This window comes from Kribbella sp. NPDC023855, from assembly GCF_040639475.1.
Lineage (GTDB): Bacteria > Actinomycetota > Actinomycetes > Propionibacteriales > Kribbellaceae > Kribbella.
This window is the reverse complement of record NZ_JBFAAA010000001.1, coordinates 922,039-945,207: the sequence shown is the minus strand read 5'-3', so window position 1 is coordinate 945,207 and position 23,169 is coordinate 922,039. Positions and strand designations below refer to the sequence as shown.

21 protein-coding genes are annotated in these 23,169 nt (G+C 67.4%); 8 read left to right on the top strand and 13 right to left on the bottom strand.

Going from position 1 to position 23,169, the window contains the following annotated elements; genetic code table 11:
* Positions 1-75: 75 nt before the first annotated feature.
* Positions 76-246, top strand: coding sequence for a hypothetical protein (locus tag AB0F51_RS04355; RefSeq protein WP_360273796.1), 171 nt, complete (start codon positions 76-78; stop codon positions 244-246).
* Entirely contained in the window at positions 243-1,322 is a 1,080-nt protein-coding gene (locus tag AB0F51_RS04350; RefSeq protein WP_360273793.1) for an ABC transporter substrate-binding protein, read from the top strand. The genes AB0F51_RS04355 and AB0F51_RS04350 overlap by 4 nt, the downstream gene beginning before the upstream one ends.
* 1 nt (position 1,323) lies before the next feature.
* Here the strand turns inward: AB0F51_RS04350 and AB0F51_RS04345 are convergent, their stop codons facing one another.
* The 7 genes from AB0F51_RS04345 to AB0F51_RS04315 form a co-directional block, all read right to left on the bottom strand.
* The gene (locus tag AB0F51_RS04345; protein ID WP_360273790.1) at positions 1,324-2,766 is read right to left on the bottom strand and encodes a serine hydrolase; all 1,443 of its coding nucleotides are present in this window, start codon (positions 2,764-2,766) and stop codon (positions 1,324-1,326) included.
* A 104-nt stretch (positions 2,767-2,870) separates the two neighbouring features.
* Positions 2,871-3,329 (bottom strand): hypothetical protein, encoded by a 459-nt coding sequence (locus AB0F51_RS04340; protein WP_360273788.1) that lies wholly within the window; start codon positions 3,327-3,329, stop codon positions 2,871-2,873.
* Positions 3,322-5,946: an FxSxx-COOH system tetratricopeptide repeat protein gene (gene fxsT / locus AB0F51_RS04335; protein WP_360273785.1), complete on the bottom strand. Its 2,625-nt coding sequence runs from the start codon at positions 5,944-5,946 to the stop codon at positions 3,322-3,324. The genes AB0F51_RS04340 and fxsT overlap by 8 nt, the downstream gene beginning before the upstream one ends.
* Before the next feature lie 150 nt (positions 5,947-6,096).
* Positions 6,097-6,360 (bottom strand): hypothetical protein, encoded by a 264-nt coding sequence (locus tag AB0F51_RS04330; protein WP_360273782.1) that lies wholly within the window; start codon positions 6,358-6,360, stop codon positions 6,097-6,099.
* Between the two features lie 108 nt (positions 6,361-6,468).
* Positions 6,469-6,600 carry a zinc transporter permease gene (locus AB0F51_RS04325; protein WP_360273779.1) on the bottom strand — a complete coding sequence of 44 codons (132 nt, stop codon included), beginning with the start codon at positions 6,598-6,600 and terminating at the stop codon, positions 6,469-6,471.
* Between the two features lie 100 nt (positions 6,601-6,700).
* A complete protein-coding gene (locus tag AB0F51_RS04320; RefSeq protein WP_360273776.1) occupies positions 6,701-7,924 on the bottom strand; it encodes a serine hydrolase domain-containing protein in 1,224 nt (407 codons plus the stop codon).
* Between the two features lie 168 nt (positions 7,925-8,092).
* The gene (locus tag AB0F51_RS04315) at positions 8,093-9,799 is read right to left on the bottom strand and encodes a GNAT family N-acetyltransferase (RefSeq protein WP_360273773.1); all 1,707 of its coding nucleotides are present in this window, start codon (positions 9,797-9,799) and stop codon (positions 8,093-8,095) included.
* Positions 9,800-9,881: 82 nt separating this feature from the next.
* On the opposite strand from AB0F51_RS04315, the gene AB0F51_RS04310 reads away from it, so the two are divergent.
* Positions 9,882-10,631, top strand: coding sequence for a class I SAM-dependent methyltransferase (locus tag AB0F51_RS04310; protein ID WP_360273770.1), 750 nt, complete (start codon positions 9,882-9,884; stop codon positions 10,629-10,631).
* Positions 10,632-10,735: 104 nt separating this feature from the next.
* Here AB0F51_RS04310 and AB0F51_RS04305 read toward each other — a convergent pair whose 3' ends face one another.
* The 3 genes from AB0F51_RS04305 to AB0F51_RS04295 form a co-directional block, all read right to left on the bottom strand.
* Positions 10,736-11,458 (bottom strand): alpha/beta hydrolase, encoded by a 723-nt coding sequence (locus tag AB0F51_RS04305; protein ID WP_360273767.1) that lies wholly within the window; start codon positions 11,456-11,458, stop codon positions 10,736-10,738.
* Positions 11,451-12,668 (bottom strand): low temperature requirement protein A, encoded by a 1,218-nt coding sequence (locus tag AB0F51_RS04300; protein WP_360273765.1) that lies wholly within the window; start codon positions 12,666-12,668, stop codon positions 11,451-11,453. The genes AB0F51_RS04305 and AB0F51_RS04300 overlap by 8 nt, the downstream gene beginning before the upstream one ends.
* 441 nt (positions 12,669-13,109) lie before the next feature.
* A complete protein-coding gene (locus tag AB0F51_RS04295) occupies positions 13,110-14,471 on the bottom strand; it encodes an acyl-CoA dehydrogenase family protein (RefSeq protein ID WP_360273762.1) in 1,362 nt (453 codons plus the stop codon).
* 144 nt (positions 14,472-14,615) lie between these two features.
* Between AB0F51_RS04295 and AB0F51_RS04290 the strand changes: the two genes are divergently transcribed.
* Genes AB0F51_RS04290 through AB0F51_RS04275 form a run of 4 tightly spaced genes read left to right on the top strand, consistent with a single transcriptional unit; the run spans position 14,616 to position 19,011 of the window.
* The gene (locus tag AB0F51_RS04290) at positions 14,616-15,515 is read left to right on the top strand and encodes a TetR/AcrR family transcriptional regulator (protein ID WP_360273759.1); all 900 of its coding nucleotides are present in this window, start codon (positions 14,616-14,618) and stop codon (positions 15,513-15,515) included.
* Positions 15,512-16,789, top strand: a complete 1,278-nt coding sequence (locus AB0F51_RS04285) for an acetyl-CoA C-acetyltransferase (RefSeq protein ID WP_360273756.1) — start codon at positions 15,512-15,514, stop codon at positions 16,787-16,789. The genes AB0F51_RS04290 and AB0F51_RS04285 overlap by 4 nt, the downstream gene beginning before the upstream one ends.
* Positions 16,790-16,802: 13 nt before the next feature.
* On the top strand, positions 16,803-18,146 hold the full coding sequence (locus AB0F51_RS04280; protein WP_360273753.1) for a 3-oxoacyl-ACP reductase: 1,344 nt from the start codon (positions 16,803-16,805) through the stop codon (positions 18,144-18,146).
* A gap of 1 nt (position 18,147) precedes the next feature.
* The gene (locus tag AB0F51_RS04275; protein ID WP_360273750.1) at positions 18,148-19,011 is read left to right on the top strand and encodes a MaoC/PaaZ C-terminal domain-containing protein; all 864 of its coding nucleotides are present in this window, start codon (positions 18,148-18,150) and stop codon (positions 19,009-19,011) included.
* A gap of 1 nt (position 19,012) precedes the next feature.
* On the opposite strand, the gene thrS is transcribed toward AB0F51_RS04275, so the two are convergent.
* Positions 19,013-20,275 carry a threonine--tRNA ligase gene (gene thrS / locus AB0F51_RS04270; protein ID WP_360273747.1) on the bottom strand — a complete coding sequence of 421 codons (1,263 nt, stop codon included), beginning with the start codon at positions 20,273-20,275 and terminating at the stop codon, positions 19,013-19,015.
* A gap of 133 nt (positions 20,276-20,408) precedes the next feature.
* A complete protein-coding gene (locus tag AB0F51_RS04265; RefSeq protein ID WP_360273744.1) occupies positions 20,409-21,251 on the bottom strand; it encodes an acyl-CoA thioesterase II in 843 nt (280 codons plus the stop codon).
* A gap of 280 nt (positions 21,252-21,531) precedes the next feature.
* Here AB0F51_RS04265 and AB0F51_RS04260 point away from each other — a divergent pair, with 280 nt between their 5' ends.
* Positions 21,532-21,990: a DoxX family protein gene (locus tag AB0F51_RS04260; RefSeq protein WP_360273741.1), complete on the top strand. Its 459-nt coding sequence runs from the start codon at positions 21,532-21,534 to the stop codon at positions 21,988-21,990.
* A gap of 68 nt (positions 21,991-22,058) precedes the next feature.
* Here the strand turns inward: AB0F51_RS04260 and AB0F51_RS04255 are convergent, their stop codons facing one another.
* Positions 22,059-22,973 carry a PAC2 family protein gene (locus AB0F51_RS04255; protein ID WP_360273738.1) on the bottom strand — a complete coding sequence of 305 codons (915 nt, stop codon included), beginning with the start codon at positions 22,971-22,973 and terminating at the stop codon, positions 22,059-22,061.
* Positions 22,974-23,169 lie beyond the last annotated feature (196 nt).

Sequence of the window (23,169 nt, the reverse complement as noted above, 5' to 3'; positions counted from 1 at the left end):
CCCGCTTTTCGACGGTGCTCGAAGCGACCGACCGCGCCGCGGGAAGCGGTCTCGCGCGGTCGCTACGATCACGGCATGACTGCCGCGGATCGCATCGAGCAAGCTGGACTTCTGGCGGCCCAGGAGGATCGGCGTGACGACGCTGCGGCGCATCTGAAGGAGGCGGCCGAGCTGGCCGAGAGCTCAGCGGCTCACGGCGTACTGCGCTGGGTCGGCGAAGCTCGCAAGGAGCTCGAGCTGCGATGACACTTTCCGGCGGATCACCTGTCCAGCTCGGGGCCCTGGCCCCGCTCAGTCAGCCTGGTTGGGTCGAGGCAGGCGAGCACTTGCTCGCCGGACTCTCGCTGGCCGTCAGCGAGGTCAACGAAGCCGGCGGGATCTCCGGCAGGCCACTCGAGTTGGTCGTCCGAGACACAGCGGCTGATCCGGAGAAGGCTGTGGCGGCAGTCGATGAGCTGGCTGGGCTGGGCGTGGCTGCGGTGGTTGGCGAGTACCACAGCGTTGTTGCCCGCGCGGCCGCGACAAGAGCCGACGCCCTCGGCGTACCGTTTCTTTGCTCGTCAGCGGTGCTCGACGAGCTCACAGAACAGCCAACGGACTGGGTGGCGCGCCTCTGTCCGCCTCAGTCGCGTGGCTGGCAGCTCTACGCCGACTTCCTCCTCAAGGCGGGTCACACCCGCATTGCGGTAGCAGCTGCGCCGAGCATCTACTGGGCAGCGGGGATCCGCATCCTGCGGAACTACCTCGCCGAACGCGGCGGCATCATCATGGAACTCGACATGCTCACCCCGTACGCCGTGTGCGACGAGCTCGCCGCCAATCGCGCGACAGCCCTTCTCCTGCTGACCGGCCATCCGGAGCCAGCGGTCCCGATCGTCCAGTCCGTACGCCGGGACGCCCGGCTCGCCGGGTTGCTCATCGGCGCCCCAGCCGGTCAACCCGAGTTCGCCGAATGGGCCGCGTTGCTCGGCACCGACGGTACGGCGGTCCCGTTCCTGCGCTACCTCCCCGAGCAGCTCACTCCACTCGGCACCCGAGTAGAAGGGGCCCTCAGCAACAATCTGGGCCAGGCGCCTTCCTTCGTGGCGTTCGAGGGCTACGACGCAATCACCGTCCTAGCCTCCGTACTGCGGACTCACGGCCCGGACCGAACCCGTATCGCGGAGTCCTGGCCGCACGTCGACGTCGAGGGAACCCGCGGCCGGATCCACTTCACCCGCACACCGGAGATCCCCGTCTGGCAATGGCCCTCGCCGCCGATCCAGATCACCGACCGCTCCCCTGCGGATCCGGCTCAATTCCGGACCCTGCACATCAGCTGAACTACGCGACGTCGGGCCGGGTCATCAATGGCGACTGCAGGTGAAGCTCCAGCCGGGGACCGGTCAGGGGAACCATGTTCCACCTCGCCATCGCAGTACCGGCGTCGGCGTCGACCACCAGCCGGACCCGATGCGGGCTGGTGATGACGTAGAGCTCGGCGACGAACGTGTTGCCCTGCCAGCCGCCGTCCGCCACGACAGGGCGACCGAGCGGAGAACTCTCCCGCCATTCGCCGTGTCCGACCTCGACGGTGAAGAGCGTGCCACATCGCACGAGCCATCCGCCGTCCACTGGATCGACGACCACGAGGGTGCCGTCGGGCAGAGCCGAGTCCTCCGCGGATGCGTCGAGGGTTGCCTTGGCGGAACGCGCCGGCTCGGCTGTACCCGGTACCGGCTTGAGTGACAGCTGCTGCAGCCGATCGGCGAGCATCTCGTCGTCCTGGGGGCTGGCTGCTTGGTCGATGCCAGGCAGCAGGCACTCCCAGATGGCGCCGGGCAGTGCCGTTCCCTGGTCGACGGCCGAGGTCACGACCACCACGAGATCGTGGGAGGGGACAACCACGCAATGCTGTCCGAAAGCGCCGTTGCCGTGGTACCCGTGGCGCCCGATCCAGAATTGGTAGCCGTACCCGCAGAGAAAGTCGGGGTTGGATTCCCAGTCGGCTGCCGCGTCCTCGGGTGGCAGGGTCTCGATGTGCCGCCTGGTCGCGAGCTCCACCCATTCGCGGGGTACAAGCTGCTGATTGCCCCAACGGCCTTTGCGCAGTAGGAGTTCACCGAATGCAGCGACGGCCTCGGTCTTGAGGTGCAGCCCATGGAAGCCGAACGCGGCACCGCTCGCCACCCGGTCCCATACGGCGTGGTCGATGCCCATCGGCTTGAACAGCCGCTCGTCGACAAACTCCGGGAGGCCGATGCCGGTCACCCGCTCGACGATCCGGGCCAGCACGAAGGTGGTCGAGTTGTCGTAGGCGTGCCGGGTTCCCTCGGGATAGGGAAACGGCACGCGCAGGAAGCCTTTCACCAGGTCGCCCGGCTCCAGCTCCCAGGCCTCGGTGAGGCTGTCATCGCGGTGCCCGGTCGTCATGGACAGCAGGTGATGGACGGTCAGCCGACGCCCCTGCTCCGAGATGTCAGCCGGAACATGATCCGGGAGCAGGTCCACCACCCGGTCGTCGAGCGAGAGCAACCCGTCGCCGATCACGATCCCGACGGCGATCGCGGTGAACGACTTGGTCAGCGAGTAGAGAAGGTGCGGACGTTCGGCGTCGTACGGCGCCCACCACCCTTCGGCCACAACGTGCCCACCGCGCACCACCATGATCGAGTGACACTCCACGGACAGCTCTTCAAGCCGATCCAGCAACGCGCCGACCGCACGGGACGACACTCCCGAATCACCCGGCGCCGACCGCGGCAACAACCCACCCTCACCAGCCATGCAGGCACCGTAACCCCCCACCCACAACCAAGTCACAGGAGTTTCCCCAGCGCGAACTCCATCGGAAGCCGCGCTTCCTTCCTACCGCTGCTGGCTCAGTGTCCTCACGATCCGGCGCGGGCCAGCGTGACGACCGTCAGCACTACGCCATAGACGGCAATCGCGCCGTGGAGGCCGGTCCAGAGCTTGTGCAGCCGGAGCCGGTTCATCCGTGGGTACTTCGTCCGATGTATCTGCCGTGCGTCGGCAAGCACTTCGGAGTGATCACCCAAAGCCTCCAGCTCGATCAGAACACGGGTCAAGGCTCGCGCCTGGAACAGGTGATACTCAGCGCGTTCGTGGTACTTGGCGGCGGCGACGGCGCCGTACAGACCGATGAAGGCGATGAGAAGCGACAGGGTGATCGTGGCGGGCTTGAGATTCTGCTGCACGATGAAGCCGCTGACCGCGGTCGTGATCAAGAGGATGTAGTTGGTCATGACGGCGCGCTGACTCTCCGACTGCCTGAGCTGTGCCCGATGCTCAGACCAGTACGCCAGCACCATCTCGGGCGACTCACTCATCGGCGATCCCCTCGGCGGTGATGCGGGCGAGTTCGTCTCGCAGCCTGGTCACGCGGTCGTCGTCAGGTCCATGGATCTTCTCCAAGATCTGCAGCGCCCGCTGCATCAGCGGCCGCGCTCCTGCTGGATCGCCGAGATCCAGCAGGATCGACGCCAACTTGCTCAGACTGCTCGCCACCTCCGGGTGCCCGGGCCAGTAGGTGTTCTCCCGGATCTCCAGCGCCCGCTCCATCAATGGCTTCGCCGAGGCCGCATCGTCCAGGCCCTGTAGAATCAGCCCCAGGCTGCTCAAGCCGCTCGCCACCTCGGGATGGTCGGATCCGTAAGTGCTCTCCTTGATGCGCAGCGCCCGTTCCATCAAGGGCTTCGCGTCCTCCACTTTGCCGAGGTCACGCAGGACCAGCGCCAGGTTGTTCAGAGCGTTCGCCGTGGACGGGTGATTCGGGCCGAACTCCTTCTCATCGATGACGAGAGCCCGTTCCATCAGCGGGCGGGCGGCGTCCGCCTCCTTCAGGTCCCTCAGGACTCCGGCGAGTCCACTCAGGCGCACCGCGACCGAGCTGTCGTCAGGCCCGCAAACGGTCTCGGTGATCCGCAGCGCTCGTTCCATCAACGGTTTCGCCTCAACGGCATTGCCTCGGTCCCGCAGGATCCTCGCCAGTAGGCCCAGGCGGGTCGCGACATCGGTGTGCACAGGGCCGTAGTTCGCCTCGTCGATGGACAGAGCTCGTCGCAGCAGGGGTTCGGCTCCCCTGAAGTCGGCCAAGTCTCGCAGGATGTTCGCCAGAAGACTCAAGATCGTCGCCACATCCGGGTGCTTCGGCCCGTGCGTCGCCTCTGCGAGGTGCAGAGCGTGCTCCATCAGCGGGCTCGCCTCGCTCGGCCTGGCATGGACCTGCAAGTAGGTCGCCGCTCGGGCCAGCAGCCAAGCCGCATCCATGGTCGCCTGCTCACCCGACGGCCCCGCCATGCTATCGACGAACCCTGTCGCCGCCAGCACATGAGGTAGCAACTGCCGCCAGCGTGGCCAGTTCTGGGGTTCGCCGATGATCGTGCCCGGCGTGTCTGCCCACAACAACCGCACTGCGGCCGCCCACGGGTTCGCGAACGCCGAGGGAGATTGGTGCCGAGAGCGGAGCGCAGCCTGGACCAGGCGGTGGATCTGCAAGTTGGTGCCGGTGCGCTCGACCAACGAGTAGTCCGCGAGCGCGGCGATGGCCTCGCCGAAGGCCAGCGGGTCCGAAGCCGCGTCCGACAGCGGCACAGGCAAAAGGTCAGCGTGTTCGGTAAAGAGGTTGAGCGGTATCGCCTCGGGCGCCAGATAGGCACAGATGTCCATCAACTGCATAGCGGCGGGGTTCTCGTTCAGGAGTCTCTCGAAGCTGAGAGTCCACACCGTCGCGACGGTGTCTCCTCGGGTGGGCCGCTGGCCCTTGTCGAGCGTCGCCTCGGTGCGCGACGTGAGAATTTCCAGATACTCGGCAGCCGGCATCTGGCTTCGGTCCAGAAATGCGGCCGTCTTCTCCAGGGCCAGCGGCAAGCAGCCGACGGCCTCGGCGATCTCCTCCGCAACGCCGCGATCCAGACCACTCACGCGCGCCGACAGGAGTGCTACAGCCGCGTCTTTGTGCAGTACATCGACTTGGAGGACCTCGCCGAGCGCACCGAAACCACTACGACGAGTGGTGACGATCACGTGCCCCGGCATGCCCGGTGCCAAGGGCATCGTGGGCAGCCACGGCTGCAGAGCCTCGACGCTGTCCGCGTTGTCAAAGATCAGCAGCCATCCGGTCAGACCTTGCAGCGCGCGATGAACCTGGGCGCGCAATTTCTCGGGATCGGCATTCGGCTCCATGCCCAACTCATCGGCCATCCTCGCGAACTGATCGGGAATCGTTGCCACCTTCTCGGCCTCGATCCACCAGACGAGTTCGTACTGCCCTGCGTTGCGGTGGGCGAACTCCGTCGCCAATTGGGTCTTCCCAACCCCACCCATCCCGCGAATCGACTGCACCACGACCCGGGACTCCGCGGCGACCTCTCGCCTCAGCCATTCGAGATCTTCGGTCCGGCCGACAAAGTTGAAGTTGCGCGAGGGTACCTTCCAGACCGTCGGCAACGCGTTCGGAAACGGGGTCCGCCGGCCACGCACCCGGCTTTGCCCCGGGAACCCGGGCTGAGCCACAGGCTTGACCCGGCCCGAGACAGCACCATCGACCGCGGCCAGCAGGCGTGCTTTGGCCTTGGCCTCGTCCACACCGAAGAGGTCGATGCCGACTACGCCACTCAGGAAGCCGGGCCTGTCACAGTCAGTGACGCGTACGGGTAGCAACTTCCGGTCTGTACCGTCCTCGTCCTGCCCCCAGGCTGCCAGCCACTCAGCTTGTCCGAACTTGGAACCCAGGTAGGCCTCCGACAGAACCGCCAACGTCCGCTCGGATCGCGCCGCGCCGGCTTGCATGTCGTCGAGCCAGTTGCTTCCAGGAACGAAGTCCCAAGCCTGAATCAGGACCCGAAAGCCCTTTTCCTCCAGGATCCAGGCGATCCACTCCGCCCACCTACGATCTGCCTGGGTGTAAGAAACAAAGAAGTCCCACTCCGCCCCATCGACCGCCATGCACGAAAGATCTCACGGCAGGCGACTACGGTCTACATGACGCGTGGTCGACGTCCGGCCAATGAGATTGTGGCAACCCCCGCAGGAACGCCCGCTGGGCTAGCAGCCCACGGGATGACCGTGAATGGGTTCATCGGCGGATGGAAACGGCTATCGTTTGCTGTTGTTCCAGACCCATTGCCGGTCGTCTTCATGGTCTGCGATCTCGACTTTCCCGAGGCGGGCAGTGGCATCGGGTTCCTGGTGGGTCGTCGCGGCGGACGCCTTCCTCGCCGCCCTGCCCGGGTCCCGGTCGGGATGGATCACCCTTGCGACTCTGACGGCGAACCCGATCGCCTGCTCCTGACCGCCGTCGACGATCATCGACGACAACACCGCCTGCGACTCGTCCCACCGCGAAAGCTCCAAGCGCACGTATACACCACCGGCCGTGTTGTCAGTGGGGCGGCACGCCGTCAAGAGCCCTGCTCGGCGGAGTTCTGGGCGAAGCAACCAGTACGCGGTCTTCATCCATCGTACTGCTCAGTGCTCGTGGACGTGGTCGCCGCGTTGGTAGTGGCGGTGAGCGTCGTGTAGGTGGTCGTCGTGCTGGACGATCTCGCAGCCGTCGTCCGGCAAGTGGTCGTGATCAAGACTCTCGATGTGCGTGCTCACTCCATGCTCATGTGGGAATGACACACAGTCGACATGGCATGGGCGCCACAAGAAGAAGTTGCCCTTGGCATTGTTGGCAAGGGCAACTTCTCTCAGGATGTCAGCTGAGGCAGGACTTGACGGCGTTGGCGAGGCTCGAGGCCCGCGGTTCGCCGACGCGGAACGACCAGAGGTTCATCGCGTAGCCGAAGCCGACGCCCGCGTCAGGGTCCGCCCAGCCGATCGAGCCGCCGGAGCCCGGGTGGCCGAACGAGTTCGGGCCCAGCATCGGCTGCGGCGGGCACGACTTCCAGAAGCCGAGCGACATGTAGAAGGAGCGCTCGGCCGGCAACTCCAGACCCGGCGGCAGCCCGTGCATCCGAGTCTTGTCAGTCTGTACTTCGATCGCCCGCTCGACCGTGGCCGGCTCCAGCAGCCGGATCCCGTCCACGTCGCTCACCGTAGCGGCGTACATCCGAGCGATCGAGCGTGCGTCGGCGGTCATGTTCGCGGCCGGGACCTCAGCCGCACGCCAGGCACGCTTGGTGAAGTAGTCCGAGGTCGGGTCGAAAGCGCCACCGAGCGTTCCGGCTTTCGCCTGGACGGAGTCCTCGCCCCAGACCGAAGTCATCCAGGTGTTGACCGTCTCCGCGTCCAGCCCAGTGGTCTCGAGAATGCCTTGGGTCATCTCCTCCAGGGTGAACGGGGCGGCGTACTCGATCGTCGCCACCTTGTCTTCCTCCTCCTCGGGCAACCCGATCCAGGCCCGCAGACCGAGCGGACCCGCCACCTCGTCGGCGAAGAACGTGCCGAGCGACTTGCCGGAGATCCGGCGGACGACCTCACCGACCAGGTAGCCGTAGGTCATCGAGTGGTAGACGTGCTCCGTACCGGGCTGCCACAACGGCTTCTGTGCCTCCAGCGCCCGGATCACCGGGTCCCAGGCGTACGCGTCCTCGAGGGTCAGCGGCCCGTCGACGACCGGCAGACCCGCCTGGTGCGACAGCAGCCAGCGCACCGGGATCTGGTCCTTGCCTCCCGCACCGAACTCCGGCCAGTACTTGACCACCGGGGCGTCCAGGTCGAGCTCACCGCGCTGGGCCAGCATGTGCGCGCAGATCGCGGTAGCGCCCTTCGTCGTGGAAGCGACCTGCGCGATGGTGTCCCGTTGCCACGGCCGCTGAGTCGCCGTGTCGGCGAAGCCACCCCACAGGTCGACGACCGGCCGACCGCCTTCGTAGACGCAACACGACGCGCCCGCCTCACCGGGGTTTCCCTCGAAGTTGGCCCGGAACGCGTCCGCGACCTTTCCCCATCCGTCCTCAACCTGTCCGTGTACGGTCACACCGCTTGTCGTATTCATGAGGATGACGATGCCGCCAGGCGCTGACACCACCCAGTCACCGCCCTGACACGCCCACCACCACATTCCGGTACTGCGGTCAGCCCGCAAGCCGCGGACGGCAAGAACCCCGAGATCCTTGTGCGCTACCGGCCTCAGTACGGCTAGAGATCAGCCGGCCAGTCGTCGTATCAGGAAGATCCGCTCGCGGCCGTTCCACAGCTGCGTCACGCCGTCGATCAGCTCGTAGCCGTGGAGTTTGTAGAAGGCGATTGCGGGTTCGTTCCCGGCCAGCGTGCGAACGACGACCGCGGTCGTGGACGGGGGAAGGCCGTGGTGCATGCGCTCAAGGAGTGTTGAGGCGATCCCGTGCCGTCGCCTGGACGAGTCGACACCCAACTCGGCCAGGTACTCCGTGGTCGCCGGGTCCAGTTGGAGTTGCGGGATCAGGTCGTCCAGCTTTCCGTACGCGGTGATGGGCAGACTGACGCAGTACCCGACCGGATGCTCGTCGGCCGTCGCCACCAAAGCTAGGCGCGAGGTCGCCAGCAGCGCCGGGAACCAACTGGAGGCCGGCCGGATCTCGCCGGGCTGGTACGAGTACGGCGGCTGCTGCTGGATGCTCTCGACCAGTGCAATCAACGCAGTACCGGCTGGGTCGCCGTCGAAGTCCTGGCGGTCGAGCGCTCGAACCGAAACACCTGACCGGTCGCCAGGACCGCGGTACGCGTCGTGGGAGTGGTCGTGGTCGAGCTCACCCAGATCCCAGTCCGGGAGGGGATCTTCGAACTTCGCCCAGCCGGCCGGGCCTTGCGCAAACTCCTCGTCGGTCAGCAAGGCAGGGTCGAGTCGTCTCCGCGGCTCGTCCAGATCGAGGTCGACCCCGATGAACACGAGCTCCTGACCGGGTGTCTCATCCGGAGTGCGCAGTTTCTGGCCCGGCTCGATGCTGAGGTTGGGCCCTGCCTGCGACCAGACCGCGAGCACATCCGGGCGGCTGGCGACCCAGCAGAACCCCTTGCTGCGCAGTACTCCGTCCCAATCCGCGAGGGCTTTCATCAGCCGGACCGGATGGAACGGACGCGGCGATCGGTAGGTGACCGACCTAATGCCGTACTCCTCGGTCTCGGGCGTGTGCCCGCCTTCCAGCTCGGCGAGCCAGCCGGGTGACTGTGCGGCCATCACCGGGTTGTAGCGACGCGTGTCGAGTACCTCGCCGATCGGAATTTCGCCGTACCGGCCGTAGATCAGGCGGGCCGTGGGGTTGAACCTGCGCAGTACGCCCTCGAGCCGGCCAAGTTCCTCGGTCGAGACCAGATCGGCCTTGCTGATGACGAGTACGTCGGCGAACTCGACCTGATCGACGAGGAGGTCCGAGATACTGCGTTCGTCCTCCTCGGCCGTGGCCAGCCCTCGCTCGGCCAGCCGATCGCCGACGGCCAGCTCGCGCAGGAACCCGCTGGCGTCGACGACTGTCACCATCGTGTCGAGCCGGGCATGGTCGGACAGGCTCGTGCCGTCCTCGAACTCCCACTCGAAAGTCGCAGCCACCGGCATCGGCTCCGAGATCCCGGTCGACTCGATCAGAATCGAGTCGAACCGCCCCTCGGCAGCCAACTCGGCAACGCTGGCGAGCAGATCCTCGCGCAAGGTGCAACAGATGCACCCGTTGGTCAGCTCAACCAGCCGTTCTTCGGTCCGATCCAGCCGCCCCTGCCCGGCGATCAGCGCGGCGTCGATGTTCACCTCACTCATGTCATTGACGATCACCGCAACCCGCCGGTCCTCCCGGTTGGCGAGCACATGGTTCAGCAACGTGGTCTTTCCCGCCCCCAAGAACCCGGACAGCACCGTCACCGGCACCGGCTCACCCACCATCGACAACCACCTCTGTTGACCTAATGAATCTGAGAATCATTATCGATAGTATCGCACCACCACCCGACCCGAGGACGAACAGATGACGGCCACAGTCGACTGGCAAACCTGGCTCCAGCGCTGGGACGCCCAACAAAGCAACTACCTCCCAGACCGCGAACACAGCCTGCGGCTGATCCTCGACATCGTCGAACGACTGGCCGGCCCGACGCCGCGTTTGCTCGACCTCGGCTGCGGCCCGGGCTCATTGCTCGGCCGAGCCCGCCACCGCTTCCCCACCGCCGACCTCACCGGCGTCGACCTAGACCCTTTCCTCCTAGAACTAGCCCGCCAGGCCCACCCAGATTCCGCCACCTACATCCAAGCCAACTACTGCGAGAAAGGCTGGCTCAAGGAAGGCACCTTCGACGCCATCACCTCGGTGAGCGCAATCCACTACCTCAGCCCAAGCCAGCTGGGCCCGCTACTCGCCACCCTGGCATCCCACCTACGCCCCGGCGGCGTCCTGGTAATCGCCGACACCCTGCGCCTGGACCCCCACCAGCGCCCCCAACTCGACCGCCTGGCCGTAGACCTCCGCCAACACCTCTGGGACGGCGGCGGCGCACCCGCCAACGCCGAAACCTGGACCGACTGGTGGCAATCAGCCCACACCGAACCAGCCTTCAAAACCCTGCTCAACCAACGAGCCTCAGCCCTAGCTACCCTCACCGAACCCGAGACCGCGGTGACCTTGCCAATGCTGATGAACGCCTTGGCGTCTGCCGGCTTCACGGAAGTTGGCCCGCTCTATCAATCCGCCGACCACCACGTCATCGCCGCAGTCCGCTGACTAGCTCTGCACAGCCTCGAAGAGGCGTACAGCAGATGCGCGCTATGGTCGCGACCGTCGCCCCCGATGCCGAGGTCATCCCCGTTCTGCTTTCGTTCTGGGCGTCAGTTGGAGACCGCCTTGACAGCGTCGAGGATGCTTGCGGCCACCTCGGCGGGCTGCGAGACGCTCAGGGCGTGAGAGGCACCGGCTACCTCGCGGATCCCGCGGGCGCCCGCTCGTTCTGCGAAGTACCGGTGAGCGGCGACGGGGATGCAGAGGTCCTGGTCGCTGATCACGAACCAGGACGGGATCGTCCGCCAGGCCGGCGCGGTGGTGGGCAGTCCGTCGGTGAGCGCCTTCTCGGTCACCGGTCGTTGGGTGGCGGCCATCAGGGCGGCTTGCTCCGCGGGTACGTCGGCGGCGAACTGCTGGTGGAACTTGTCCTGCTGGATGGCGAGATCGTTCCCGCCCGACGCGACCGGGTAGGCGTGCAGCGTCTCACCGAGCGTGCTGCCGGGGAACTTGGCGGCTAGTTCGAGGGCGCTCTCCCCGTGCTCGGGTGTGAACGCGTCGACGTACACCAGGCCGAGCACCGACGTGTTGCCGGACGCGGCCTCGGTGATCACCATGCCGCCGTACGAATGGCCCGCCAGGACGACCGGGCCGCCGATCCCGGCGATCACGTCCCGGATGTAGGCCGCGTCCTCGGCGAGACCACGCAGTGGGTTGGCGGCCGCGACGACGTCCAGCGACTCCTTGTGCAGACACTCGATCACGCCGTTCCAGCTCGCGGACTCCGCGAACGCGCCGTGCACGAGGACGATGGTGGGTTTCTGGTCATTCATGGTTCTGCTCTCCTGGATGACGGTTGATGTCACCAGCAATGACCGGACAGTCCGTCGGGCTGTGACGGGCGACGGTCTGCAGCAGGGTCACGGTGACCAGCAGTACGCACACTGTGGCAATCAGTACGACGACCAGTTGCACGCCGCCGTACGGAGCGAGCAGCGGCGTGAGGGTGATCAGGGTCGCGGCCGCGATGCTCGTCGACGGGCGCACCAGTGGTGCGGCGACGATCGGCCAGTTCACCGCCCACAGCAGTACTACGAACACCGCTGCCGGTACGGCGATGGCGAAGCCTGTGGCGGTTGGTGAGATCGGGAGTGGATGGCTGGTCTGTTCGACCGCGACCTCCAGTCCTGCGCCGAGTGCGGCGAGTGCCGCGAACAGGCCGTAGTGGCCGTAGCCCCAGATGAAAGACTTGTCCCGGTTGGCTTCGAGCCCGGCGCCGGCCGGCTGGAGGAAGTAGAGCCACCACAGGGAGAACAGCAGCACCAGGCCGCCCGCCGCCACGACCACCATCGCCAGGCTGACCTCGGTGGCCCGGACAGCGTTGCTGGCGGCAAGCACACTCTCGCCCAGCAGGATGATGGTGAAGAGGCCGTACCGCTCGGCCACGTGGTGCGGGTGCCAGCCCGTCTCCCCGGTGCGCTGCGCCCACCAAGGCACGGTCAGCTCGAGCACGGCCAGGCAGACGAAGGTGAGGGTGGTGGTCTCACCGGTAGCCAGCCGGATCAGCCAACCGACCTGGAGCAGGCTGATCCCCACGGCATTCCGGATCGCAGTGCGGCGTCCATCGGGGTCCTCCACCGCGGCGCGAAGCCACTGGACGATCTGGCCGCCGCGCATGATCAGGTACCCGAGCGTCACGACCCGGAAGTCGGCCTCGGCCGCCGCAGCCGGTACGCCGGCCGCCAGCACCAGCACGCCGCCCATCTGCACCATGGTGAGCAGCCGGTAGGCCACGTCGTCGGTGTCGTAGGCAGTGGCGAACCAGGTGAAGTTCATCCACGCCCACCAGATCGCGAAGAACACCTGCAGGAACCCGATCACGGCGTAGTGACCACTCGCGAGACTGTGCGCCAGCTCAGCTGCGGCGGCCGCGACCGCGACCACGAATGTGAGATCGAAGAGCAGTTCGAGCGGACTGGCCGCACGGTGCTGTTCATCGGGTCCGCGCGGCCGCATGCGGGCCCTGATCGGCGCTTCGGGCATGGTTCGACTCCTCGGCTGGTCGGCTTTCACCAACACAGACAGAACAGCCGCGCTCCCTGTGACCGCACCCTGACACTCGCCGTCGTGGGCGGGGTGGGATTAGCCTCTTGTCGGGAGGTCGGCAGTCCGCTCCGCTCGAGTATCCGGCCGGAGAGGCCGACGGCCGCGGTGCGGAACACGCCAGGCGCCGGTAGTCGGTCGGGTGCGACAGCGCCCAAGCCGTGCTGGCGGTAGCCCGCAAGGAGGATGAGGGTGGCCGGTGTGAACCCGGGTTGACGGGACCGCGGTTGAGCTGCGGATCACGTCGACCACGGGTAGTCGGATGGGCGCGGCAGCGCCCAAGGTGCGGGCGGTAGCCCGCAAGTGAGGTAGGGGTGGGCGGGGCCGGTGCGGAGCGCGCGACGGAGGAGCGGGCGTAGCACTGGCGGGGGAAGAAAATCCTTACCTGATGCGCATTCCGGAGATGGCTCGGGAGATTACTAGGCGCTGGATTTCTGAGGTGCCTTCGAAGATTGTGTAGATTTTGGCGTCTCGGTGCATGCGTTCTACGGGGTATTCGCGGGTGTAGCCGTTGCCGCCGAGGATTTGGATGGCTTCTTCGGTGACCTTGACTGCTACTTCGCCGGCCTTGAGTTTGGCCATGGAGCCTTCGCCGGTGCGGTAGTTGGGGGTTTCGCCGCGCATCAGGGCGGCGGACATGTTAGCGGCTCGCCAGACCAGGAGGCGGGCGGCGTCGATTTCCATCGCCATGTCGGCGAGTTTGAAGGCGATGCCCTGGTTGTCGATGATCGGGCGGCCGAACTGTTCGCGGCCCTTCGCGTACTCAAGGGCGAACTCGTACGCCGCCCGCGCGATCCCGATTGCCTGGGCGCCGACGATGTGACGGGTCATCTCGAAGGTGGCCATCGAGGCGTTGCGGGCTCGGTCACCCGGCTGGGGCTCGCGTGCTTTCGCCAACCTAGCGTCCAGCTTCTCCTTGCCACCAAGGACATTTCCGGCCGGGATGCGGACGTTGTCGAAGAAGACGTCGGCCGTGTGCGATGCGCGCAGGCCATGCTTGCGGAGCTTGGTGCCCTGCTCAAGCCCCTTCACCTCAGTACGCGGTACTACGAAAGCCGCCTGGCCCTTCGTCCCCAGCGACGGGTCGACCGTGGCGACGACCACGTGGATGTCGGCGATGCCGCCGTTGGTGGCCCAGGCCTTCTGGCCGTTGATGACCCACTCGTCGGTCTTTTCGTCGTACGTCGCCCGGGTGCGGATCGCGGAGACGTCGGAGCCGGCGCCGGGCTCGGAGGAGCAGAAGGCGGCGACCACCACGTCGTCGGGGGTGCCGTAGCAGCGGGGCAGCCACTCGCTCCACTGCTCGGGGGTGCCGTTGGAGAAGATCGCGGAGCTGGCCAGGCCGGTGCCGACCAGGGACATGCCGATACCGGCGTCACCCCAGAACAGTTCCTCCTGGACCACCGGCATCAGCAGGCCGGACGGGTCGATGAAGAGGTTGATGTTCGCGTCCAGCCCGTACAGGCCGATCTTCGCGGCCTCCTGGATCACCGGCCACGGCGTCGTCTCGCGTTCGTCCCACTCGGAGGCGGCCGGCCGGATCACCGTCTCGGCGAAGTCGTGGGCCCATCGCTGGAGCTCCAGCTGGTCCTCGTTCAGGCCGAGCGAGAAGGTGCTCCAGCCCGGCTTCGAGCGCTCGGCGGCGAGTTCGCCGGCCAGCGCCATCACATCGGCCGACACCACGGGAGCCGGTACGTCGGGAGCCGATGCTGCGGGAGCCGGTACTGCGGGAGACTCGGTCATGATCTGCGATTCCTCCGACAACGGGTGACAAGCAAACACTGCAGGGGTGGCGCCGCCGGCCTCGCGGCTGCCGACGAGAACATGTTACCCACGAGTGTAACTATCGTTTGCACTCAGGGGTACCGCTATGGCTAAGATCGGTCCATGAGCTCCGCGCTGCTCGCGATCGGACGCCGCCGGACCACGGCGGAGCGTCGTCGCGACCGGGAGCGGGACATCATCCGGGCGACCCGGGACCTGTTCGACGAGCGCGGCGCGATCGACGCCCAGATCGACGACATCGCCAAGCGGGTCGGGATCAACAAGGCGCTGATCTACCGGCATTTCGCGGGCAAGGAAGAGCTGTTCGCGCTCACCCTGGTCGACTATCTCGGCGAGCTCGACGAGCGGCTGCAACAAGTCGACGGGCCGCGCAAAGCGCCGATGACCAGGCTGCGCGCGCTCAGCGAGGTGTTCGTCGACTTCTGCCTGGAGTATCCGGCGTTCGCCGACTGCGCGATGAGCCTGCTGCGGCGTACCGGGGAAGAACTGTTCGGCGAGATCACCGAGCCGGTGATGGTGAAACTTGGTGCCGCGATGGCCAGTGCGCTGGACCGGATCTCGGCGATCCTCAAGGCCGGTCAGCGGACGGGCGTCTTCGACGAGGTCGACACCGACTACCTCGCCAACCACCTCTACACCCAGACGCTCGGCGCGATGCACATGGCGCGGATGGGGCTCATCGTTTCGCGCGACACACCGCACCAAGGCGATCGCCCCGGCCACCCGGTGGTCCACCAGGCCGACATCGGCACGGTGCGGGCGACCGCCATCACGGCAACGCTGGCCACAGCAGTCGGCCGCAAAGCACTCACCGGTACTACGCCCGCCAAGGCGGGCCCCAGGCGCGCCACCAACGGAGCACTCAAGGCCGGCGGCACCACCAAAGCGGCCAGCACCAACAGCACAGCCGGCAGGACGAGTACGAGCAGCACCGGTAGGACCAAGCATGGCAAGGCCACCGCCCGGCGCTCACCCTCACGCACCGCAGGAGACAACCAGTGACCGAGATCCGCAAGGTGGCAGTCGTCGCCGGCAACCGCATCCCCTTCGCCCGGCAGGACAAGACCTACCGGCACGCCTCGAACTCCGACATGCTCACCGCCGCCCTCAACGGTCTGGTCGACCGCACCGGGCTCGGCGGCCAGGAGGTCGGCGAGGTGGTCGCCGGTGCGGTCCTCAAGCACGCGCGCGACTGGAACATGGTCCGCGAGGTAGTCCTCGGCTCGAAGCTCGCGCCCACCACTCCGGCGTACGACATCCAGCAGGCCTGTGGCACCGGTCTGGAGGCGGCGATCCTGGTCGCCAACAAGATCGCGCTCGGCCAGATCGACGCCGGCATCGCGGGTGGCGTCGACACGGCCAGTGACGCGCCCATCGCGGTCAACAACGCGCTGCGCAACGTCCTCCTCGACCTCAACCGGGCCAAGTCGCTCCAGGACCGTCTCAAGGTCCTGGCCCGCGTCCGCCCGAAGGACGTAGTACCGGAGATCCCCCGCAACGCCGAGCCGCGGACGCGCAAGTCGATGGGCGAGCACGCCGCCCTGACCGCGCTCGAGTGGGGCATCACCCGCGAGGCGCAGGACGAGCTGGCCTACCGTTCGCACGTCAACCTGGCCAAGGCGTACGACCGTGGCTTCCAGCAGGAGCTCATCACGCCGTACCTCAGCCTGGAGAAGGACCAGAACCTGCGCCCCGACACGACCGTCGAGAAGCTCGCGAAGCTCAAGCCGGTGTTCGGCAAGGGCGAGACGGCGACCATGACCGCCGGCAACTCCACTCCCCTGACCGACGGCGCCTCCACGGTCCTGCTGTCGACGGACGAGTGGGCCGCCGAGCACGGACTCAGGCCGCTCGCCTACCTGACCCACTCGCAGACCGCGGCCGTCGACTACGTGAAGGGCGCGGAAGGGCTGCTGATGGCCCCCGCGTACGCCGTACCGCGCATGCTCCAGCGAGCGGGTCTCACCCTGCAAGACTTCGACTACTACGAGATCCACGAGGCGTTCGCCTCACAGGTCCTGTCCACGCTGAAAGCCTGGGAGGACCCGATCTTCTGCAAGGAGCGGCTCGGCCTGGACGCGCCGCTGGGCGAGATCGACCGCGACAAGCTGAACGTCAACGGCAGCTCGCTGGCGGCGGGGCACCCGTTCGCCGCAACTGGCGGCCGGATCGTCGCCGCACTGGCCAAGCAGTTGGACGAGAACGGCGGTGGCCGCGGCCTGATCTCGATCTGTGCCGCCGGTGGCCAGGGCGTCGTCGCCATCCTCGAGAAGTAGGAGCAGACCGAAGATGACGGATCGCTACCAGACTTTCACCCGTACGCCGCTGGGCCGCACGCTGGTGAAGAACCTCGGGCTCCCCGACCCGACCCCGTTGCCGCGCTGGACCGAAGGCTCGCCGGTGATCGACGGCCAGGTGGTCTTCGGCGCGATCGGCGAAACCGATGCAGGCAAGGCGATCCAGGCCTTGCTGCGCGATGTCGGAGCCTCCTTCAGTACTGCGGCCGAAGGCGTCGCGTCCAGCACCCTTCGCCCGAAGGCACTCGTCTTCGACGCGACCGGTGCGGCCTCGACGGCAGACCTCACCTCGCTGCAGCGCTTCTTCTCACCACTCATTCGCCAGCTCGGTACTGCGGGACGCGTGATCGTCGTCGGCCGTACTCCGGAGCTGTCCGCGTCGCCCGAGCAGCAGATCGCGCAGCGCGCCCTGGAGGGCTTCACCAGGTCGCTGGCCAAGGAGGTCAAGCGAGGCGCGACGGTCAACCTCGTGTACGTCGCCCCGGACGCGCACGAGCAACTCGACTCGACCCTGCGCTTCTTCCTCTCCCCCAAGTCCGCGTATGTCGACGGCCAGGTCGTCCGCGTCGGCACCGGCCCTCTGGTCGGCAACGACCCAACCGCTCCCCTGGCCGGGAAGGTCGCGCTTGTCACTGGCGCGGCGCGGGGCATCGGCGCCGCGATCGCGCAGACCCTCGCGCGGGACGGCGCGACCGTGCTGGGGGTCGACGTACCGCAGAACGCCAACGACCTGCGCAAGGTGATGACCAAGATCGGCGGCAGTGAGCTGCTGCTCGACGTGACCGCGATCGACGCGCCACAACGGATCGCGGCGGCCGGCGCAGAGCTCGGCGGGCTCGACATCGTCGTCCACAACGCGGGCATCACGCGCGACAAGCGCCTGGCGAACATGCGGACCGACGCCTGGGACGCCGTCCTCGACGTCAACCTTCGGGCGCCGGAGCGGATCACTGCGCACCTGCTGGAGTCCGGCGGGCTGAACGACGGTGGTTCGGTGATCGGCGTCGCCTCCATCGCCGGCATCGCGGGCAACAATGGTCAGACCAACTACGCGACCTCCAAGGCCGGCGTGATCGGCCTGGTCGATGCGCTAGCGCCACGGCTGGCCGAGCGGCAGATCCGGATCAACGCCGTCGCGCCCGGGTTCATCGAGACCGAGATGACCGCGAAGGTGCCGTTCGCGATTCGCGAGGTGGGGCGCCGGATCAACTCGCTGCAGCAGGGTGGCCTACCGATCGACGTCGCCGAGACGATCGCCTGGTTCGCCGATCCGGCCTCGGCCGGCGTCACCGGCAACGTGGTCCGCGTCTGCGGCCAGAGCATGCTCGGAGCCTGAGATGCCGACCCGCCGGTACGACGACTCGCCGGGCTTCGGCGCGCTGTACGCACGGACGGTCAAGGCGACGCTGCGCAAAGCGGAGTACGAGCCGGACGCCGACGGGCTGACCCTGGAGTTGCCGCGTGCCGCGGTCGACCAGGACCACCTCGCGGCGTACCGGGAAGTGACCGGGTTCAGCGCGGGCCCGGCGTTGCCGGTCACGTATCCGCACGTGCTCGCGTTTCCGCTGCACCTGGATCTGATGTCGGATCCTTCGTTCCCGTACAAGCCGATGGGCATCGTGCACCTGTCGAACACGATCACCCAGCTCAAGCCGCTGCCGATGCACGCGGAGTTCGCGATCAGCGTGCACAGCAGCCCGGAGCGCCCGCATCCGAAGGGCACCGTCTTCGACATCCTCAGCCAGGTCAGCGTGGACGACGAGGTCGTCTGGACCGACTCGACCACGCTGCTGAGCCGCTCCGCGGGCACCCCGTCGGCACACGCCGACCTGCTCCCCGACCCGGAGCTCGAGCCGACCGCCGCCTGGGACCTGCGCGCCAACCTCGGCCGCCGGTACGCCGCCGCCTCGGGTGACCGCAACCCGATCCACCTGTTCAAGCTGTCGGCACAGGCCTTCGGATTCCCGCGCCAGATCGCCCACGGCATGTGGGCCAAGGCCGCCGCCCTCGCCTCCATCCAGCGAGCCGGCGGCCTCCCCGACGCCTACACAGTCCGCGTCGACTTCCGCAAACCACTCCTCCTCCCCTCCCGAGTCACCTTCGCCCACCGCCGAACCCCCGACGCCGGCCCGACCGACTTCGCCCTCTACAACGAGGACCGCTCCCTTACCCACCTGATCGGCCAACTGCAGCCCCGCTGAGTCAGTCGCGGATCAGGGGGTTGCAGGCCTTGGCCAACTGGTCGAGGGCCTCGGCGATGGGGGCTGGGGGCAACTGGTTGGCGTTGCGGAGGCGTAGGGCGAGGGTGCCGGCGTCGGCTTCGCGGGGGCCGATGACGGCCTGGTACGGCGCCAGCCGGTTCTCGCGGATCCTGGCGCCCAAGGTGCCCTCGTCGGCATGCGCGATCTCGACCCGCAGCCCGCGATCGCGCGCTCGCCGCGCGACCTCGCCGGACAGCTTCTCCTGGTCGTCCGAGATCGGCAGTACGACGAGCTGCACCGGGGCCAACCAGGCGGGGAAGGCTCCGCCGTGGACCTCGATCAGGTGGGCGACGGCCCGCTCGATGCTGCCCACGATGGCGCGGTGGATCATCACCGGGCGGTGCTTGTTGCCGTCGGCACCGATGTACTCCAGCCCGAACGCGGCCGGCTGGTGGAAGTCGACCTGGATGGTGGACAGGGTCGACTCCCGGCCCGCCGAGTCCTCGATCTGGATGTCGATCTTCGGGCCGTAGAAGGCTGCCTCGCCAGGCACCTCGGAGTACGGGACTCCGGCCTTTTCCAGTACGTCGCGCAGCAGGTCGGCGGCGATCGCCCAGCTCTCTGCGTCACCGACGTACTTGCTCGATGGTTCGCCGAGGCGTGCGTCCTCGGCGGGCAACGAGAGCATGTAGCTCGACGCGCTGATGCCCATGTCGCTGTGCGCCTGCTTGATCAGCTCAAGGGCGGCCAAGGCCTCGTCGGCGACCTGCTCCAGCATGCAGAAGATGTGCCCGTCGTTCAGCTGCATGGCTCGAACTCTGGTCAGCCCGCCCAGTACGCCGGACAGCTCCGACCGGTACTGCCCGCCGAGCTCCGACATGCGCAGCGGCAGCTCGCGATAGCTGTGGGCCCGTGAGCGGAACATCAACGCGTGGTGTGGGCACAGGCTCGGCCTCAACACAACTTCCTCCCCACCGATGTCCATCGGCGGATACATGTCCTCGCTGTACTTCGACCAGTGACCCGAGATCTCGTACAGCTCGCGCTTGCCGAGCACCGGCGAATAGACCTGCTGGTAGCCGGCTCTTCGCTCGACGTCGACGATGTAGCGCTCGAGGGACTGGCGGATCGCGGCACCGGCCGGCAGCCAGTACGGCAGACCCGCACCGATCAGCGGGTCGGAGTCGAACAGGCCGAGTTCGCGGCCGAGCTTGCGGTGGTCGTACATGGGGGACTCCTCAGTGACAGAGGCGAGTGTCCACATGGCAAAGCCCCGGGCACTCGCCCCGGGGCTTGGATTTTCGACAGTCAGCTGTCAGCGCGCCGGGACAAACCTCGGCGTCGTCGTCACTGCTGCGCGCTGAATCATGTCGTCAAATGTAGCAGACGGATCGAGCTCACTCGTCGTCCAGATCCAGCCCGATCGGCCGGATCAGCCCTTCCTGCGCGACCGATGCAACCAGCTTCCCGTCCTGGCTGAACAGGCGCCCGGTCGCGAACCCACGAGCCCCGGAAGCCGACGGCGACGCCTGGTCGTACAGCAGCCACTCGTCTGCCCGGAACGACCGGTGGAACCAGAGTGCGTGGTCGATCGAGGCCGGCTGGATCCGCCGGTCGCCGATGATGATGCCGTGCGGCAACAAGCTTGCCCCTAGCAACGTCAGGTCACTCGCATAGGCCAGAACGCAAGCGTGCAAGGCCGCATCGTCGTCAAGCTTGCCCGCGGCCCTGATCCAGAACTGCCGCCCGGTCAACCCGGCCAGCCGGACGTCGAGTGCCGCCCACTCCTTGTTCCAGTCCTCGGCCTTGCGCCCGCTGGCCGCCTCGAAGACTGACGCGAGCGTCGGCGCCTCGTCTGGCGGCACCAGGTCGTCCGGCATCGGGTCGGCGTGGTCGAGCCCACGCTCGGGCACCTGGAACGAGGCGGACATGTAGAAGATCGTCTTGCCGTGCTGCGTGGCGACCACCCGGCGACTGCTGAACGAACGCCCGTCGCGGATCAGCTCCGGCTGGTACTCGATCGGCACCGACGTGTCGCCCGGCCGCAGGAAGTATCCGTGCAGCGAGTGCACCACGCGATCCGGGCCGACCGTGCGGCTCGCCGCCGCCAGCGCCTGGCCGAGCACCTGACCGCCGAACACCCGCTGAGCGGACGTCTGCGGCTGCCGGCCGCGAAACAGATCGGCATCGAGCTTTTCCAGGTCGAGCAGCTCGACCAGATCCTCCAGCGACTCGGGCATACCTCATCCTGTCAGTTTCTGCCCGTACTGCGAGCACGGGGCCTCCCAGCCTTGACCGATGAGGGAAGGACGCCCGGTCATGGGGCCTCCCGGTCTGGACTGAGGAGCGGAGGAGCGAAGCGACGGAGCGACGAGGGAAGACCGGGAGGTTAGCCCCATGACCCGCCGAGCCGAAGGCGAGGCCAAAAGCACCGCTCACGGCCTTTTCGGTGAGCTTTCGGTTGCCTTGGGTACATTGATGAACGCTCAACCATCTTACCTACGAACGACAGGAGCAGTCTTGAGTTCCCTTCGCACGCTGACCCGGCCCGCTCACGCCGCCCGCGACCTGGTTCTGCTGGTCGCGCGCGTCGGCCTCGGCGTGATCTTCATCGCCCACGGCTGGCAGAAGTTCAGCACCAACGGTCTCGACAAGACCGCCGCCGGCTTCGACCAGATGGGCGTGCCCGCACCGACGCTGTCCGCGTACTACGCGGCGGCCGTCGAGCTGATCGGTGGAGCAGCCCTGATCCTCGGCGCGCTGACCACGGTCGCCGGCGTGCTGCTCGCGCTGGACATGGTCGGGGCGTTCCTCTTCGTCCACATGTCCAACGGCGTCTTCGTGGCGACCGGCGGCTGGGAACTGGTGGTTGTCCTCGGCCTGTTGTCGCTGACGATCGCCGTCGTCGGCGCCGGCCGGATCTCGCTCGACAACGCGCTCACCCGCGGCACCGAGCAGCGCGCCAGCCTCTCCGCCTGACGCTCGAACCACAGCACAGCGGCGGCCGGGCACTCACGTGCACCGGCCGCCGCTGTGGTTCGTAGTACTTAGTTGTCCTCTTCGCGGTTCAGCTCGGCGAGGAACTGCTCGACCTCGGCGCCGAGCTCGTCGGCGGAGGGCGTCGAGCCCGCGAGCAGGCTGCCACGGCTGAGCGAGCCGGCGGCAGCGTCGTACTGGGTCTCCAGTGCGTTGACCACGGAGGCGGCGTCCTCGGACGCCTCGACCTGCTCGTCGACCATCCGGCCGGTCACGGCCGCCTCGTCGAGCAGTGCCTTGCTGGGGAGCAGCAGGCCGGTCGCTGCCGAGATGGCGTGGACCAGAGCCAGCGCTGCGCCTGGGAAGCGGTTCTCCGCGAGATAGTGCGGCACGTGGACGGCGAAGCCCATCGCGTCCTTGCCGGCCTCCCCCAGGCGGACCTGGAGCATGGTCGCGGCGCTCGCCGGGAGCCGCATCTCGCCGTCCCAGATGTTCGAGCGGGTCACCAGCTCGGGGCGCGTCGCGTGGGCCGTCAGACCGAGCGGGCGGGTGTGCGGCACGCCCATCGGGATGCCGTGCACGCCGACGGTCAGCGTCACGTTGTACAGCTCGATCAGCTGGCGGACAGCACCGGCGAAACGGTTCCAGTGGTTGTCAGGCTCGACGCCCTCCAGCAGCAGGAACTCCACGCCCGCGTCGTCCTTCAGCAGGTGCAGGGACAGCTGCGGCGGGCTGTAGTCGATGAACCGGTCCTCGGCGAACGTCACCTCGGGACGGCGGGCCCGGTAGTCGTGCAGGAGGTCGACGTCGAACCGCGCGAGCAGCCGGCTGTCCAGCACCTCGAGCAAGTGGTCAGCGGTCACCCGGCCGGCCTGGCCGGCGTCCATGAACCCGTCGAGCGAATGCACCAGCACCTTCGGCGCAGCCGCCGGGCCGGTGGCCACCGACTCGTCGACGATCTCGTAGAGGTCGTCCGGTCGCAGCATCGTCGTCTCCTTCTCGTGGCCTTCAGGGCGGGTCGGCCCCTCTATCCTGCCTTCCCTTTCAACAACGTCGCCGCTCCGGGCAGGAATTCCGGCTCATGGGATCTTTTCTCACCTGCTGTCACCGCCGGTACGCCGCGGCGCTGGTTGCGGCTGCGTCGAGGTGCTCGAAGACGGCTGGACATGCCCTAGGACGAGC

What these genes read in the sequence shown, in the direction of transcription:
- AB0F51_RS04340 (WP_360273788.1), bottom strand. Translation starts at nt 3,329, where the DNA reads ATGAGTGAGTCGCCCGAGATGGTGCTGGCGTACTGGTCTGAGCATCGG.
- fxsT (WP_360273785.1), bottom strand. Translation starts at nt 5,946, where the DNA reads ATGGCGGTCGATGGGGCGGAGTGGGACTTCTTTGTTTCTTACACCCAG.
- AB0F51_RS04355 (WP_360273796.1), top strand. Translation starts at nt 76, where the DNA reads ATGACTGCCGCGGATCGCATCGAGCAAGCTGGACTTCTGGCGGCCCAG.
- AB0F51_RS04350 (WP_360273793.1), top strand. Translation starts at nt 243, where the DNA reads ATGACACTTTCCGGCGGATCACCTGTCCAGCTCGGGGCCCTGGCCCCG.
- thrS (WP_360273747.1), bottom strand. Translation starts at nt 20,275, where the DNA reads ATGTGGACACTCGCCTCTGTCACTGAGGAGTCCCCCATGTACGACCAC.
- AB0F51_RS04265 (WP_360273744.1), bottom strand. Translation starts at nt 21,251, where the DNA reads ATGCCCGAGTCGCTGGAGGATCTGGTCGAGCTGCTCGACCTGGAAAAG.
- AB0F51_RS04315 (WP_360273773.1), bottom strand. Translation starts at nt 9,799, where the DNA reads ATGGTGGGTGAGCCGGTGCCGGTGACGGTGCTGTCCGGGTTCTTGGGG.
- AB0F51_RS04295 (WP_360273762.1), bottom strand. Translation starts at nt 14,471, where the DNA reads ATGACCGAGTCTCCCGCAGTACCGGCTCCCGCAGCATCGGCTCCCGAC.
- AB0F51_RS04275 (WP_360273750.1), top strand. Translation starts at nt 18,148, where the DNA reads ATGCCGACCCGCCGGTACGACGACTCGCCGGGCTTCGGCGCGCTGTAC.
- AB0F51_RS04305 (WP_360273767.1), bottom strand. Translation starts at nt 11,458, where the DNA reads ATGAATGACCAGAAACCCACCATCGTCCTCGTGCACGGCGCGTTCGCG.
- AB0F51_RS04290 (WP_360273759.1), top strand. Translation starts at nt 14,616, where the DNA reads ATGAGCTCCGCGCTGCTCGCGATCGGACGCCGCCGGACCACGGCGGAG.
- AB0F51_RS04280 (WP_360273753.1), top strand. Translation starts at nt 16,803, where the DNA reads ATGACGGATCGCTACCAGACTTTCACCCGTACGCCGCTGGGCCGCACG.
- AB0F51_RS04345 (WP_360273790.1), bottom strand. Translation starts at nt 2,766, where the DNA reads ATGGCTGGTGAGGGTGGGTTGTTGCCGCGGTCGGCGCCGGGTGATTCG.
- AB0F51_RS04310 (WP_360273770.1), top strand. Translation starts at nt 9,882, where the DNA reads ATGACGGCCACAGTCGACTGGCAAACCTGGCTCCAGCGCTGGGACGCC.
- AB0F51_RS04255 (WP_360273738.1), bottom strand. Translation starts at nt 22,973, where the DNA reads ATGCTGCGACCGGACGACCTCTACGAGATCGTCGACGAGTCGGTGGCC.
- AB0F51_RS04300 (WP_360273765.1), bottom strand. Translation starts at nt 12,668, where the DNA reads ATGCCCGAAGCGCCGATCAGGGCCCGCATGCGGCCGCGCGGACCCGAT.